This window comes from Thermogemmatispora tikiterensis (genome assembly GCF_003268475.1).
GTDB classification, from domain to species: domain Bacteria; phylum Chloroflexota; class Ktedonobacteria; order Ktedonobacterales; family Ktedonobacteraceae; genus Thermogemmatispora; species Thermogemmatispora tikiterensis.
Genome location: NZ_MCIF01000002.1, coordinates 3,173,266 through 3,187,611 on the forward strand (window position 1 = coordinate 3,173,266; position 14,346 = coordinate 3,187,611).

Below are 14,346 nucleotides of genomic sequence, written 5' to 3' on the forward strand. Positions count from 1 at the left end.
AGGTGCCCCGCTCACCAGCGAGGCTGGCAGCTATCATGAAGAGGAGGGAGGTCAGCATTGTCATCACCAGTTATCCGGCTTCTCCTCTGCGAGGACCAGACCCTGATGCGTCAGGGACTGCGCACCATCCTCGATCTGGAGCCTGGTATGGAGGTCGTCGGCGAGGCCGCCGATGGTGAGGAGGCGGTCAGGCGCTACGGCGAGCTGCGACAGGCCGGGCTGGGGCCAGACATCGTCTTGATGGATATACAGATGCCCCTTATGAGTGGAGTTGAAGCGACTGCCGCTATTTTGAGCACCTACCCGGATGCCAGGGTCATCATGCTGACCACCTTCGACTATGATGACTACGTCTTCGAGTCTATCAAAGCCGGAGCGGCGGGCTATGTGCTCAAGGACCTGCCCGCCGAAGAGCTAGCGGCCACCATTCGCCGTGTTGCTCAGGGGGAGCCGTTCATTCAGCCGAGCATCGCTAGCAAGCTGCTCATCGAGTTTGGCCGGCGAGAGAAAGGAGACCGGAACCAGCCACAGAGCGCCGAGGGCAGGGGGGAGGGACTGAGCGCCCGCGAGCGCGATGTACTGCGACTGCTGGCCCAGGGAGCCAGCAATCGCGAGATCGCCCAGCAACTGTGCCTGGCCGAGGGTACTGTCAAAAACCATGTCTCCAACATCTTGAGCAAGCTGCAGGTAACTAACCGCACACAGGCCGCGAGCAAGGCCCGCGAGCGCAAGCTGATTTGAGCGGAGCAGGTTAGCGAACGAGCAGGCAGGGGCAGACGAGGGAGGGCCTCACAGCCAGGGTGCACAAATAATAGATACGATCCCCGGGAATAGGAATCAAGCAGACAAGAGCGGCGTTGGCCTTCGGGAACCGGGTAGCTGGCACTTGAGTGAGGCTATCCGTAGAAATACGCAATCGGCAGAGGGCAACGCTCGCCGGGTGCCTGCACTCTGAAGGCGAGAGAGCGGCTTGGGACAGGAAGCGAGCCGGGAGCGAAGGCGCTTGAGGGATGCTGTGATTGCGTTGCACAGACAGTCAGCCTTATGCTATAATCCTCACGGTATGATATAATCGTGAGACAAGCGGGACAACATAAGGATGAGTAAGAAGCCTCCCCCCACCCTGTGGGAAATCGTGGGGCCAGTGGGAGGATTGGGGTTCACAATTGCAGTCCCCATTGCCGCAGGAGCCATTCTTGGTCACTACCTGGATGGCGTGTTGCGTACCGCACCGTTGTGTATACTTCTCGGGCTGCTGCTTGGCCTGATTACGGGAATATACGGCGCGTACCGTTTATTTAAAACCTTCTTCTCAAGCATAAGATAGACGGCGTCGACGTTGACAGACCGGGCCACGCAGAGCACGATTCGGATGGAGGATATTGAGTGCTCTGGAAATTTCCTGAGGTATCGCTGGCACCAGAGGTCATATGGAATCCAGGCGGTATCTTTCCAATAACCAATACGCTCTTATGTACCTGGATCACCATTCTCGCTCTGGTTGCTTTTTTCTACTTTGGCACACGCAACGCTTCGCTGATCCCCTCGGGTTTTCAAAACTTCGTGGAGTGGATCGTCGAGTTCCTGGTGAATCTGGTCAACGGTGTGGTTGGCTCGCGGAAGGATAAAGCGGCGCGCTTCTTCCCGTGGGTCGCTTCCTTCTTTATCTTCATTCTTTGTGCCAACCTGATGGACGTGTTGCCGGGCATCGACACCATTGGCAGCCTCAAAGGAGAGGAGATCGCCCATGTTGGAGGGAACTGTGCGCCGGTCTTGGGTTTCCTGCCTTCGTGTCAGCCGCTCTCGCTGGGACCGATTCACTTCCTCTTTGGCAACATTTCGAACCTGATCACCCCCTGGTTCCGCCCGCCGACCACTGATCTTAACCTGACAGTGGCGATGGCCTTGCTTTCGGTGGGGGCAACTCAGTTCTTCGGCTTCTACCATCTGGGTGCCAAAGAGCACCTATCAAAGTACTTCAATTTCCGAGCACTACGCAAAGGCCCGATGGGCCTCATCGATGTTGTCGTCGGGCTGCTGGAGATTATCTCCGAAGCTGCGCGTATCATTTCCTTCTCCTTCCGTCTCTTTGGCAATATCTTCGCTGGTAGCCTTGTGCTGGCTGCGTTTGCCTTCATCCTGCCATTCGTGGCCGCGATCATCTTCATTCCCTTCGAGATCTTCGTCGCGGTGATGCAGGCTTTGATCTTCGCCCTGTTGACGCTGGTCTTCATGGAGATCGGCACCACCAGCCACGAGGCTCACGAGGAGCATCTTGTCGAAGAGGAGCAGAAGGTACTACAAGGGGAGAAGGCCGCCGCGTAGTGCCTGCACCTCGCCGTCTGCGAGCCTCCTCAGCCGCCTGGCCTGGCCGGGGAGGTTCTCTTGTGAACGCGCCCGCCCGATTACTCTGAGTGCCGCGGGTTCACTCTGGCGCGGGTGCAGAGCAGGCAGAGCGAGGAGGCGCCGCTTGTCTGGCCGAGTGTGGCCGCAAGGCAGGCGCTCTTGAATTGCTTGCTACCGTTCAATTCATACGTACTTTACCTGCCCGCTTGACATCAACAACCAAACAAACAGGAACGAACCGACGAAGCTTTGTCCTTAAAGGAGGATATTCAGCTATGCAGCAGTTAGCTGTCGCATTGGCTATCGGTCTGGGGGCCATTGGCCCGGGTCTGGGTATTGGTATCGCTGCCGGTCAGGCGGCCTCGGCTATCGGACGCAATCCCGAGGCGGAGCCGCAGATCCGTATCAATATGATCCTGGGTCTGGTCTTTGCCGAGGCCATTGCCATTTACGCTCTGGTTATCGCCATCCTGCTCCAGTTCGTGAAGTAAGGCAGCAGGGACAGGTGAGGACGAGCCGAGCACGCACGCCCCTGCTCGGCGCCGGGCCCAGGCTTCGGCCAGCCAGTGAGAAGCAGTCGCGACCAGATCTCGTTCTACCTCGCTGGCCCCGGCGCCGTTCGCGGTGCCAGGCGGGCCGCTCGTCCCGCCTGCCGGAGTGCACCCAGTGAGCCTGATGATGCGGGTATGTCCAATGCGTCACACGCCTATCAAGACCGTGGTCTCAGTTCTCTCCAAGCCGAGGGATGAGATCTGCGAGAGGATCTTGCTGATCACTCTCTCCGCTGGCTCACCCGCATTGAGGGCGCGAACCAAACGCCTTGAAGAAAGAAGGAGGGGGTCGGCGTGACTTTGATTCTCGCAGCGAGTCCGCTGGAGGGCCTGGGTATCAATACCTTTGCTTTCCTCTCGCAGCTCGTTAGCTTCATCATCGTGCTGATTCTTCTGCGCAAGTGGGCTTTGCCCACTGTTCAGCGCATGCTTGATAGACGCGCCGCCATCATCCGCGAGGGCATTGAGAACGCCGAGCGCGCGCGGGAGGAGCTGAAGAATGCCACTGCCCGCGCAGAGCAGCTGCTGGCCGAGGCACGTCGCGAGGCCCAGGAGGTCATCGCTAACGCGCAGCGCGCCGCTGAGCGCGAGGCCCGCCGCATCGAGGAGGAGGCCCTGGCGCGCGCCCGCCAGATCGAGCAGCAGCAAATTGAGCATATCCGCCAGGAGGCCGCCCGCGCGCGCGCCGACCTGGGCCGTCTGGTGGTCAATCTCTCTATTGCTGCTGCCAGTAAGGTGATCAGTAAGTCCGTCGATAGCAGTGATAACCGCCGCCTGGTTGAAGAGTTCGTCAACGCCAGCCAGGCTACGAAGGGACAGTAATGCTTAAGGGAGCGATCGCACGCCGCTACGCTGAAGCTATCTTCAACATCGCGCGGCAGCAGCAGACGCTAGATCGCACCCTCGACGAGGTGCGTTCCATTGCTGAGCTGTTTGCCCAGCGCAAGATGGCCTATCTGCTGAGCGAGCCGAAAATTCCACTGGCGCGCAAAGAGCAGGCGTTGCGCCAGGCGCTTGCGTCGCGGGTTCTGCCGACGTCGCTCAATCTCGCATTGCTGGTGGTCCAGCGTAATCTGGTCGAGTTGATGCCGAATATCGCGCGCGAACTCGAACAGCTCGTGCTCCGCTACAAAAACCAGGCAATCGCCGAGGTGATCACGGCGGCGCCTCTCGATGAGGCCGCGCTTCAGCGTGTGAAGCAGGCGTTAGAGCGAAGAACAGGAAAACAGATTATCTTGCAGACAAAGGTCGAGCCGGAGATTCTGGGAGGGATCATCGCTCGCGTCGGCGACGAGGTCATTGATGCCAGCGTCCAGCATCGGTTGGCTACGCTTCAGCAGCGCTTGCTGCAGGAGACCGCCGCCCATAGCTCTGAACTGCTGGCATCACTGGAACTGCCCGCCGCTTTGGCGACGGTCAATGATCCACCAGCCAGGGATCGCCCTGAGCCAACACGCACTCAGTAAGAGCCAGGGCTGCTTGCCTGCCTGTCTGCTCTTGCCCGGCTGACTGGACTGCAGGTCGCGAGGCCCGTTGGCTTATGTGCCGGCTCTCCAACTCTCTGGTTGCTGGCCATTGCTCTTGTGTTTGCTTGCTCATTCGTTTGCTTCTCGTTCGCCAGTTAGTTAACCTGTACTTTAGCGTTTTGCCCATCGCTCGCTCTCGTCCGTAACGGGCCGGCTGCCCTGTCTACTGGTCTGCCTTGTGACTGCCTGCCGTCCGCCGGGTTTGAGGCCGGCACAGCAGGCTTGTGTCGGGCTGGTCTGTGCACGCAGCTTCAATCTGCGGTCTGGTTTGGGTTTGGCCCCTGCGTGTGTGGTGGGGTGGGGTGATGAGGTGGTGAGGTGGAAGTGGCTTCTTGTTCCGGCTGGCCTCTATGGCGAGGAGAGACTACCTGAGGAGGAAAGACGATGGCATCGTGGGCAGATGAAATCAGTGCCATCATCGAACGCAATATTGTTGGCTTCGATCAAAGCCAGCCTGCCACGGCCAGCGTCGGGACCGTGATCGCCGTCCAGGACGGCATCGCCCGCGTCTATGGCTTGCAGGATGTGAAATATCTGGAGTTGGTGGATTTCCCCCGCACCGGGCTGAAAGGCATGGCCTTCAACCTGGAGGAGGAGACGGTCGGCATCATCATTCTCGGCGACTATACCGAGCTGCGCGAGGATGATGAGGTGCGCACGACCGGTCAGGTGATTTCGGTCCCGGTCGGCGATGCACTGATCGGACGCGTGGTCAATGCGCTCGGTGAGCCAATCGATAATAAGGGGCCGATCATTACTAATAAGCGGCGCCCGATCGAGCGCGTGGCCCCCGGCGTGATTACGCGCCGCTCGGTGAATACACCGGTACAGACCGGTATCAAGGCGATCGACGCGATGATCCCCATCGGACGCGGCCAGCGCGAGCTGATCATCGGCGACCGCCAGACCGGTAAGACGGCTATCGCTATCGATACGATCATTAACCAGAAGGGCAAAGATCTGATCTGCATCTATGTGGCCATCGGCCAGAAGAATTCTTCGGTGGCGCGCACCATCGCGACCCTGGAGAAGTACGGGGCGATGGAGCATACGATCGTAGTGGTGGCCGGCGCCGCCGATCCGGCTCCGATGAAGTATATCGCGCCTTATGCTGGCTGTGCGATCGGCGAGGAGTTTATGGAGTCGGGCCGCGATGCGCTGATCGTCTACGATGACCTGACCAAGCACGCCGAGGCTTACCGCAACATTTCGCTGATTATCCGTCGCCCGCCGGGCCGCGAGGCTTATCCTGGTGATGTCTTCTACCTGCATTCGCGCCTGCTGGAGCGCGCGGCTCGCCTGAACGAGGACTACGGCGGCGGCTCGCTGACAGCTCTGCCGATCATCGAGACGAAGGCCAACGACATTTCGGCCTACATTCCGACCAACGTCATTTCGATCACCGACGGCCAGATCTTCCTGGAGACGGACCTGTTCAACGCCGGTATTCGCCCGGCGATTAACGTCGGTATCTCGGTCTCTCGCGTGGGAAGCAGCGCTCAGACGCGCGCTATGCGTCAGGTGGCTGGCTCGCTGCGCCTGGATCTGGCCCAGTTCCGCGAGCTGGCAGCATTCGCGCAGTTTGCTTCCGACCTCGATAAGGCGACGCGGGCCCGCATCGAACGTGGTCAGCGCCTGACAGAGATCCTCAAGCAGAAGCAGTACCAGCCTCTTGAGGTGGAGAAGCAGGTGATGATCATCTACGCTGCAACACAGGGCTACCTGGACGATGTACCGCTGGAGCTGATCCAGGAGTGGGAGGCAGCTTTCCATCGCTATATGGAGGCGAACCATCCCGAGATCGGTCAGGAGATCATCGAGAAGTCGGTGAAGCAGCGTAACAATATGTCCGACGATCTGCTGGCACGTCTGCGAGCCGCCATTGAGGAGTTCAAGAAGACCGCCGCACCGCAGCCGCAGAAGGCTCAAGCAGCAGCTAGCTAGCTAGGAGGCGGAGAGAGCTATGCCATCAACCCGCGAGATTCGGCGGCGTATCAGGACGGTGAAGAATATTGCGCAGATCACGCGCACCTTCCAGATGATCGCCAGCAGCCGCATGCGGCGCGCTCAGGAGCGTGTGCAGCGGGCGCGCCCTTATGCGGAGCAGATTCGGGAGCTGGTGTCACGCCTGGCAACAGTGGCCGGCGAGGATCTGGGCAATGAGGTGGCATTGCTGCGCAGCCGCCCGGTGAAGCGCGTCGGCCTCATTGTGATCTCGCCTAATCGCGGCTTCTGCGGCGCGCTGCCGAGCAATATTAACCGTAAAGCGGCCTCGACGGCTCTTGAGATCCAGGAAGAGGTGCAGCGGGCCGAGGGGCAGCGTCCCGCCGTCTCGTTTGTGGCCATTGGTCGCAAGGGACGCGACTTCGTTGTGCGGACACAGCAGCACTTGCTGGCCGAGTTTACGCAGCTGAGCGATAATCCTTCAATGAACGACGCATCGGCAGTGGCTCAGGTGGCCATGGATGCTTTCCTGAGCGGCGAGGTGGATGTAGTCTATCTGGTCTACGCTCGCTTTGTGAGCACCACCTCCCAGCAGCCGGTAGCGATCCAGTTGCTGCCAGTGCAGCCGCCGCAGAGCGCAGGCAGCAGCGAGCGTCAGCGCATTGACTATATCTACGAGCCGGACCCGCGGGCCATCTTCGAGGCTTTGCTGCCGCGCTATGTGGACGTCCAGGTGTATCTGGCGCTGCTTGAGGCACGGGCCAGTGAGGAGTCGGCGCGTATGGTGGCGATGAAGAACGCTACCGATAATGCGAACGAGCTGGTCGATGATCTGACGCTGGCCTATAACAAGGCCCGCCAGGCGAGCATTACGACTCAGATTCTTGAGGTGGTGGCCGGCGCCGGCGAGCTGTAGCCGCCTTCACCAGCCGGTGCGAGTCCATTGCCGTGGGCGACAGTTCATTACGCGTTCCTGTCAGTCCCACGTAACAGTCTGTAACGAAACGAACGCTGAACGGAAGCGAGATGGATGCAGGCCGGCAGGCTGGCCTTGCAGGCAGTGAGCGGCTGCGCTGTCGAAGCTTCCGCAGGAGGCAAAGAGATACATGACGACAAAGACACTTGCCAAGGGGAGAGTGGTCCAGGTGCTCGGGGCCGTGGTCGATGTGGAGTTTCCCCCCGAGCAGCTGCCTCCTATCTATAATGAGCTGGTAGTCCGCCCCGAGGGCTCCGATCAGGAGCTGTCGCTGGAGGTGGAGCAGCACCTGGGCAATAACTGGGTGCGCTGCGTGGCAATGGGACCGACCGATGGTCTGCAGCGCGGCCTAGAGGTCATCGATCGTGGCCAGCCTATCTCGGTCCCAGTTGGCCCCAAGACGCTGGGGCGCATCTTCAATGTGCTTGGTCAGCCAATTGATAATAAGCCACCAGTGGTTGATGTGCCGCGTCTGCCGATCCATCGTCCCCCTCCGAGCCTGGAGGAGCAGGCCAAGGAGGTGCAGGTCTTCGAGACTGGCCTGAAGGTGATCGATCTGATCTGTCCTTTCATGCGCGGCGGTAAGGTTGGCGCCTTCGGTGGTGCGGGTGTGGGCAAGACGGTGATCATCCAGGAGCTGATCAATAACGTGGCCAAGGCCCACGGCGGTTATAGCGTCTTCGCTGGCGTCGGCGAGCGCACGCGTGAGGGGAACGATCTCTACCATGAGATGCAGGAAGCCGGCGTGATCGACCGCCTGGCGATGGTCTTCGGCCAGATGAATGAGCCGCCAGGGGCGCGCCTGCGTGTGGCGCTGACCGGCCTGACTATCGCGGAGTATTTCCGCGATGAGGAAGGCAAAGACGTGCTGCTCTTCATCGATAATATCTTCCGCTTCACGCAGGCTGGTTCTGAGGTGTCAGCGCTGCTTGGGCGTATGCCTTCGGCGGTGGGCTATCAGCCGAACCTGGCGGAGGAGATGGGTGAGCTGCAGGAGCGTATCACTTCGACGACGCGCGGTTCGATTACGTCGATGCAGGCGGTCTACGTGCCGGCGGACGACTATACCGATCCGGCTCCGGCGACGACCTTCGCTCACCTGGATTCGACGATCGTGCTTGACCGCGCGATCTTCGAGCAGGCCATTTTCCCGGCGGTTGATCCTCTGGCTTCGACCAGCCGCGTGCTTGATCCGCAATTCGTGGGTCAGGAGCACTACGATACGGCTCGCGGCGTGCAGCGCGTGCTGCAGCGCTATAAGGATCTGCAGGATATCATCGCTATCATGGGCGTCGACGAGCTGTCAGAGGAAGATAAGCTGATCGTCTCGCGCGCACGCAAGATTCAGCGCTTCTGCTCGCAGCCGATGTTTGTGGCTGAGGTCTTCACGGGCCGCCCCGGGAAGTATGTGCCTCTCAAGGAGACGGTGCGCGGCTTCAAGGGCATCCTCGAGGGGAAGTACGATCATATCCGCGAGGAGCATTTCTACATGGCGGGTACGATCGATGAGGTGATCGAGCGTCACGAGCGCGAGCAGAGGTCACTCTAAGATGGCTGGAAAACTGCATGTCGAGGTGGTGACCGCCGAGCGGGCGCTCTACAGCGGCGAGGCGGACCAGGTGAACGCTCCGGGCACGGAGGGTCGCCTGGGCATTCTGCCGCGCCATGCGCCGCTGTTGGCAGTGCTGGCACCGGGCGAGCTGCTGATCCGCCTGGGAGACGCTGAGGAGCCGATCTTTGTCTCCGGTGGCTTCTTGGAGGTCTTCGAGGATCAGGTCACGGTCCTGGCCGATGCCGCTGAGCACGCCGAGGAGATCGATGAGGCCCGCGCTCAGGAGGCGCGCCGCCGCGCCCTGGAGCGCTTGGAGCAGGCGCAGACGGATGCCGAGCGTGCTGAGCTCCAGGCGACTTTGGAGCGAGCGGTGAGCCGTCTGCGCGTGGCAGAGCTGGCACGTCGCCGCCATACCCGGCGTATTCGCCAGAGTACAGAGGAAGAGTAGCCCTCTTCCGCTGAGGAGCGCTGGCCCTTCACGGTCTGGTACCAGCGAAGTCGCTCGCTCATAGGCAAGGACCTTGTCCTTAAGGAAAAGGAGAACGCCATTGGCTGGCGTTCTCCTTCGTTGTTGTTCTGCTGACCCTGGCTTGTTCGCTGATCGTTGATCACTGCGGCCTCATGGGATGGGGCCGCCATGAGAGGGCTTAGAAGCTGCCGCCATCGCCACCACCAAAGTCGCCGCCACCACCAAAGTCACCACCAGCTCCTCCACCACCAAAGTCGCCGCCACCACCAAAGTCACCACCAGCTCCTCCACCAAAGTCACCCCCTCCTCCCATGCCAGGATCACCGGCAAAGCCAGCCTCTTGATGGTGGGCCTCTTCTTCACCCGCCATCTTGCCAAGCTCGTAACCAATCAGGCCGCCACCCAGGGCACCAAGGCCACCAGCAGCCCAGGGATTCATGCCTCCACCCTGATTGGGTGGATAATAGTTAGGAGGATAGCCTCCTTGATACGGACCCTGGTAGGGATAGCCACCCGGAGGAGTTGGTTCATAGGGTACGTTGCTGCGACCCCAGCCCCAACCCCAGCCCTGGCCAGAGCGGCGACGCACAACTGCGAAGAGGATTCCTCCAATGAGCAGTACTAGCAGACCGATGCAGCAGAGTGTGCCAAGACCACTTGACAGGAGGCCGCCAGCTCCAGAATTGGCCGGGGAGCTGCCTTCACCGCTCCTGGCAGCCGCCAGCGAATCCTCCAGCGAGCGAATGGCCGCCAGGGTGGCCCCGGTATAGTCGCCGTTATTGTAATTGTCCTTGAAGGCATTGTAGGCGTCCTGGGCAGCACTATTGGAAAGCGGCACTTGCGATCCAGACTTGATGTACATCCAGTGATGGACGGTATCGATAGCGATAACAATGAGACGCGAGTTGGTGACATGGCTTTGTGTGCGCGCCTCAAAGTCGGCCTGGCTGCCAGTGAAAGAGTTGGTCGTATAGATAGCGATGGGGTAGGGCAGTTTTGCCGCTTCGCTCTGGACGCGAGCTTTATCGAGGACACCAGCCCCGTCACTGATGGTGACGCTATCAGCCAGCGCAGCTACACTGGTCAGCATTAGCAGCAAACCACTAAGCAAAAGGGCTAGAGCTGGCTTCCATCGCTTTGATCTGATAATATGAGCATGTCGAGCAGAAGGCTCAGGGCTCTCCTGAGTCTTCCGCCTGGCAGAACGCGCTCGTATGAGACTCATGAACGTGTTCCCCTCCTCTTTTTGCCCTATCATGCCGCACTCTGTTACTCCATGCCACGCTATTTATACGGATGGGCCGATGGCTGGGTTGACAGAGAAAGTTGATTGCAGAGTCGGCCCCAGACCATAGTGAAGCGCAGTCGCTAAAAGCTGCCACCTGCTCCCCCACCGCTGTCGCTGAAACTCCCTCCATAGCTGCTTCCCCGAAAACCAGTGCTGGATTCACCTACCCGATAACCCCTATGCCGCTGAGCTGCATCCGCATTGGCAGCAGCCCCAACGGCCAAGAAGAAAATGACGACAACAGAGATACAGAAACAGCCAAGCCAAGCCAAGCCAGGCCAGGCCAGGCCACCAGTGTCCAATCAAAGCCTTGATTGGCGCTACCTGACGATGCTTCAAACAATGAGGTCCCGCTCAGGCTCTCCTCCAGCAAACGGATGGCCGCTAGCGCCGCCCCGGTATGGCCTCCCTGCTGGTAATTCTCCTTGAATTCTGTATAGTTATTACTATGCCTCACTCATCAATAGAAGTAACTCATCAATTTATATTGATCTATAATATAAGAAAAAGAGTCATTTCACATCTGGAGAGGCTCCAGGCATAAACATAGCGCTCGCCTGAATGTGACAGGTGAGCGCCAGTAGTGTGCGAGGGGGCTAGACGGTGCAGCAACCTAACAGATGCGAGGGAGCGGATCGCCGACGAGCATATCGAGGACGCGCATGCCACCGATCTCGGTGCGCAGGAAGACCAGGCCCGGGGGGTCCGCCTGTACGCTGCCGATGATGGCCGCCTCTCGTCCCAGGGGATGCGCACGCATGACGGCCAGGGCTTCTTCGGCGGCTTCAGCCGCAACCACGGCCAGTAGCTTGCCCTCGTTGGCAATGGTGAGCGGATCGAGTCCCAGGATCTCACAGGCGCCGCGTACCCCCGCATGCACGGGGATCGCCTGCTCGTCGAGGCCGATGGCCACCTCTGAGGCCAGGGCCATCTCGTTGAGGGCCGTGGCCACGCCGCCACGCGTGGGATCTTTGAGGCAATGCAGGCGCTCCCCGATGGTCTCTACCAAGGCCGCCACCAGCGTATGCAGCGGCGCCGTATCGCTCTGGATCTCCGTCTCAATGTCGAGGGCCTCGCGCGCCAGCATGATGGCAATGCCGTGGTCGCCAGCGCTGCCGCTCAGCAGCACGACGTCCCCAGGCTGCAGACAGGTCTGCCCCAGCGGCCAGTGCACACGTCGCAGTCCGACGCCGGCGGTATTGATGAAGACCCCATCCCCTTTGCCGCGCTGCACGACCTTCGTGTCGCCGGTGACGATGGCCACCCCGGCCTGACTGGCCGCCTCCTGCATGGAGGCGACGATGCGGCGCAGTTCCGCAATGGGAAAGCCCTCTTCCAGGATGAAGCTCGCCGAGAGATAGAGCGGCTGGGCTCCGGCCATCGCCAGATCGTTGATAGTGCCATGCACGGCCAGTTTACCAATGTCGCCGCCAGCGAAGAAGAGCGGACTCACCACATAGGTATCGGTCGTAAAGGCCAGCTGCAGCTCGCTCCCATCGAGCGAGAAGACCGCCGCATCGTCCAGCGCATCGAGGAGAGGATTGGAGAAGGCCGGGGCAAACACGCCTTCAATCAGATTATGGGTGGCCTTGCCGCCGCTGCCGTGACTGAGCGTGATACGCTCGTCGCGCAAATAGAACTTGTGTCGGCGCGCCTGCCGGACACGCTCCATCTTCTGCAATACTGTGTCTAGTCGTGCCGCTGTCGCCTCTTGCTCTGGGCTGGGCCTGCCTTCCATTTCTCTCTCCCTTCCTTTCTTGTCTTGCTCGCTTGAGTTGCCTGTCCTCTCCGTTCCTCTTACCCACCTGTCCTGTCTGGCCCTCGCCTCTACTTATGGGGTCTGCGAGAGGCTGCGCAGGTGGTCACGCTCAGCGGCCATCGAGAAGCGGCCATAGTTGTAGTAGGCCGCGCAGGCCCCTTCGGGTGAGACCATGCAGGTCCCGATGGGGGTCTCAGGGGTGCAGGCCGTGCCGAAGACCTTGCACTCCCAGGGCTTGATGACCCCCTTGAGCACCTCGCCACACTGGCAGGCTTTGGGATCGGCCACGCGCAGGCCCGGCACTTGGTAGCGCAGCTCGGCATCCCAGTCGGCGAACTCGGGCCGCAGCTTGAGGGCACTGTGGGTGATGAACCCAAGCCCGCGCCATTCGAAGAAGGGCCGCAGCTCCATTGTACGGGCCATCGCCTCCAAAGCCCGCACGTTGCCCTCGGGCCGCACGACGCGCGTGTACTGATTCTCGACCTCCGCCCGCCCCTCGCTGATCTGCCTGACCAGCAGGTAGATGGCCTGGATGATGTCGAGCGGTTCAAAGCCGGCGATGACCACCGGCTTGTGGTGGTCGCGGGCGATGAAGGTGTAGGGACGCATGCCGATGACCATACTGACGTGGCCAGGACCAATGAAGCCATCCAGACGCAGATCGGGCGAGTCGAGAATGGCTTTGATGGCCGGGATAATCGTTACATGATTGCAGAAAACGGAGAAATTCTTGATCCCCTCGGCCCTGGCCCGCAACAGGGTCACCGCCGTCGAGGGCGCGGTGGTCTCGAAACCGATGGCGAAGAACACCACCTGGCGATCAGGATGCTGGCGCGCCAGCTTGAGGGCGTCCAGTGGCGAGTAGACGAAGCGCACATCGGCCCCTTCGGCCTTGGCATCGAGCAGGCTGCCTTTCGACCCTGGGACGCGCATCATGTCGCCGAAAGTCGTGAAGATGACGCCTTCCGTGCGGGCGATGGCGATGGCATCATCGATGCGCCCCATCGGCAGCACACAGACCGGGCAGCCGGGACCATGCACCAGGTCGATGCTGCGCGGCAGCACATCCTCGATGCCATGCTTGTAGATGGTATGGGTGTGACCGCCACAGACCTCCATGAACTTGAGCGGGCGCCCCTCGCTGAGGCGCGCGATCTCGGCGGCGATGCGTTTGGCCAGCTCGGGATCACGATATTCATCGACGAACTTCATCGCTGTCAGCACTCCCTTTCTCTGCCGCTAAGCAGGTTTGCACGAGTTCAATGAGCGCATGGTAGACGGTGGCCTGCGCCTCCTGGATGCGCGGAATGTGATCGCCCGGCGAGACAATGCAGAAGTCGACTGCTGGGGAGCGCCGGGTTTTGCCGCCATCGTAGCCAGCCAGGCCCACCGTGAGCAGGCCCTGCTTTTTGGCCTGCTCGAAGGCCTGCAGGACATTGAGCGAGTTGCCGCTGGTGGAGATGCCCACGGCAATGTCGCCCGGGCGGCCAAAGGCGATGATCTGGCGCGTAAAGATATTCTCAAACCCGACGTCGTTGCCCACCGCCGTGACGACGGCGATGTCGTTGGTGAGGGCAATGGCCGGCAAGGGACGCCAGTGAGCCACTGGCGGCTGGAGCAGATCGGTCACCAGGTCCTGGGCGTCGGTCGTGCTGCCCCCATTGCCAAAGGCCAGCAGCGTGGCCCCCGCCGCGAAGGCCCGCGCCATGGCCTGGGCCGCCGCCAGCAGCGACGCGCGCGCGGTGGCCAGCGTCGCCTGACGCAGGGCGATGACGTCGCGGCACTTCTCCAGGGTGGAGTGCTGGACCTGACTGAGCACTTCCTCAAGACGGACCTTTCCGCCCGCAAAGAGATAGGGATAAAACAGGCGATCGTACTCCGATCCCTGGGCTTGATCGTTGGTCTCACGGTCAGCGCTCATGGCTCGCTCCCTTT

The 14,346-nt window shown here is 60.7% G+C and carries 14 protein-coding genes; 10 read left to right on the forward strand and 4 right to left on the reverse strand.

Going from position 1 to position 14,346, the window contains the following annotated elements; translation table 11 throughout:
• The first annotated feature begins 57 nt into the window (after window positions 1–57).
• The 10 genes from A4R35_RS12775 (at window position 58) to A4R35_RS12820 (ending at window position 9,343) form a co-directional block, all read left to right on the forward strand.
• The gene (locus A4R35_RS12775) at window positions 58–741 is read left to right on the forward strand and encodes a response regulator (RefSeq protein ID WP_112429936.1); all 684 of its coding nucleotides are present in this window, start codon (window positions 58–60) and stop codon (window positions 739–741) included.
• Window positions 742–1,099: 358 nt separating this feature from the next.
• Window positions 1,100–1,327 carry an AtpZ/AtpI family protein gene (locus tag A4R35_RS25310; protein ID WP_112429938.1) on the forward strand — a complete coding sequence of 76 codons (228 nt, stop codon included), beginning with the start codon at window positions 1,100–1,102 and terminating at the stop codon, window positions 1,325–1,327.
• Between the two features lie 59 nt (window positions 1,328–1,386).
• Window positions 1,387–2,325: a F0F1 ATP synthase subunit A gene (atpB, locus tag A4R35_RS12785; RefSeq protein ID WP_112429940.1), complete on the forward strand. Its 939-nt coding sequence runs from the start codon at window positions 1,387–1,389 to the stop codon at window positions 2,323–2,325.
• A gap of 296 nt (window positions 2,326–2,621) precedes the next feature.
• Complete coding sequence (gene atpE / locus A4R35_RS12790; protein WP_112429942.1) at window positions 2,622–2,837, forward strand: ATP synthase F0 subunit C; 216 nt, start codon at window positions 2,622–2,624, stop codon at window positions 2,835–2,837.
• Window positions 2,838–3,191: 354 nt separating this feature from the next.
• Window positions 3,192–3,719: a F0F1 ATP synthase subunit B gene (gene atpF, locus A4R35_RS12795; protein ID WP_112429944.1), complete on the forward strand. Its 528-nt coding sequence runs from the start codon at window positions 3,192–3,194 to the stop codon at window positions 3,717–3,719.
• Window positions 3,719–4,363 carry an ATP synthase F1 subunit delta gene (gene atpH, locus A4R35_RS12800; protein ID WP_112429946.1) on the forward strand — a complete coding sequence of 215 codons (645 nt, stop codon included), beginning with the start codon at window positions 3,719–3,721 and terminating at the stop codon, window positions 4,361–4,363. The genes atpF and atpH overlap by 1 nt, the downstream gene beginning before the upstream one ends.
• Window positions 4,364–4,807: 444 nt before the next feature.
• Window positions 4,808–6,367 carry a F0F1 ATP synthase subunit alpha gene (atpA, locus tag A4R35_RS12805; protein ID WP_112429948.1) on the forward strand — a complete coding sequence of 520 codons (1,560 nt, stop codon included), beginning with the start codon at window positions 4,808–4,810 and terminating at the stop codon, window positions 6,365–6,367.
• A 19-nt stretch (window positions 6,368–6,386) separates the two neighbouring features.
• Complete coding sequence (atpG, locus tag A4R35_RS12810) at window positions 6,387–7,283, forward strand: ATP synthase F1 subunit gamma (RefSeq protein WP_112429950.1); 897 nt, start codon at window positions 6,387–6,389, stop codon at window positions 7,281–7,283.
• Between the two features lie 190 nt (window positions 7,284–7,473).
• On the forward strand, window positions 7,474–8,892 hold the full coding sequence (gene atpD / locus A4R35_RS12815; RefSeq protein ID WP_112429952.1) for a F0F1 ATP synthase subunit beta: 1,419 nt from the start codon (window positions 7,474–7,476) through the stop codon (window positions 8,890–8,892).
• A 1-nt stretch (window position 8,893) separates the two neighbouring features.
• Window positions 8,894–9,343, forward strand: a complete 450-nt coding sequence (locus A4R35_RS12820) for a F0F1 ATP synthase subunit epsilon (protein WP_112429954.1) — start codon at window positions 8,894–8,896, stop codon at window positions 9,341–9,343.
• A 199-nt stretch (window positions 9,344–9,542) separates the two neighbouring features.
• Here A4R35_RS12820 and A4R35_RS12825 read toward each other — a convergent pair whose 3' ends face one another.
• From A4R35_RS12825 to A4R35_RS12840, 4 genes are all read right to left on the reverse strand, one after another.
• A complete protein-coding gene (locus A4R35_RS12825) occupies window positions 9,543–10,454 on the reverse strand; it encodes a hypothetical protein (protein ID WP_146747211.1) in 912 nt (303 codons plus the stop codon).
• Between the two features lie 811 nt (window positions 10,455–11,265).
• On the reverse strand, window positions 11,266–12,390 hold the full coding sequence (gene hypE / locus A4R35_RS12830) for a hydrogenase expression/formation protein HypE (protein WP_112429958.1): 1,125 nt from the start codon (window positions 12,388–12,390) through the stop codon (window positions 11,266–11,268).
• 93 nt (window positions 12,391–12,483) lie between these two features.
• The gene (gene hypD / locus A4R35_RS12835) at window positions 12,484–13,623 is read right to left on the reverse strand and encodes a hydrogenase formation protein HypD (RefSeq protein ID WP_112429960.1); all 1,140 of its coding nucleotides are present in this window, start codon (window positions 13,621–13,623) and stop codon (window positions 12,484–12,486) included.
• Window positions 13,607–14,332, reverse strand: a complete 726-nt coding sequence (locus A4R35_RS12840) for a D-sedoheptulose-7-phosphate isomerase (protein ID WP_112429962.1) — start codon at window positions 14,330–14,332, stop codon at window positions 13,607–13,609. Before A4R35_RS12840 ends, hypD begins: the two co-directional genes overlap by 17 nt.
• Between the last annotated feature and the right edge of the window lie 14 nt (window positions 14,333–14,346).

Coding starts and splice junctions, on each gene's coding strand:
- atpE (WP_112429942.1), top strand. CDS start 2,622: ATGCAGCAGTTAGCTGTCGCATTGGCTATCGGTCTGGGGGCCATTGGC.
- A4R35_RS12840 (WP_112429962.1), bottom strand. CDS start 14,332: ATGAGCGCTGACCGTGAGACCAACGATCAAGCCCAGGGATCGGAGTAC.
- A4R35_RS12825 (WP_146747211.1), bottom strand. CDS start 10,454: ATGCTGACCAGTGTAGCTGCGCTGGCTGATAGCGTCACCATCAGTGAC.
- A4R35_RS12820 (WP_112429954.1), top strand. CDS start 8,894: ATGGCTGGAAAACTGCATGTCGAGGTGGTGACCGCCGAGCGGGCGCTC.
- atpA (WP_112429948.1), top strand. CDS start 4,808: ATGGCATCGTGGGCAGATGAAATCAGTGCCATCATCGAACGCAATATT.
- A4R35_RS25310 (WP_112429938.1), top strand. CDS start 1,100: ATGAGTAAGAAGCCTCCCCCCACCCTGTGGGAAATCGTGGGGCCAGTG.
- atpH (WP_112429946.1), top strand. CDS start 3,719: ATGCTTAAGGGAGCGATCGCACGCCGCTACGCTGAAGCTATCTTCAAC.
- atpG (WP_112429950.1), top strand. CDS start 6,387: ATGCCATCAACCCGCGAGATTCGGCGGCGTATCAGGACGGTGAAGAAT.
- atpD (WP_112429952.1), top strand. CDS start 7,474: ATGACGACAAAGACACTTGCCAAGGGGAGAGTGGTCCAGGTGCTCGGG.
- hypE (WP_112429958.1), bottom strand. CDS start 12,390: ATGGAAGGCAGGCCCAGCCCAGAGCAAGAGGCGACAGCGGCACGACTA.
- hypD (WP_112429960.1), bottom strand. CDS start 13,623: ATGAAGTTCGTCGATGAATATCGTGATCCCGAGCTGGCCAAACGCATC.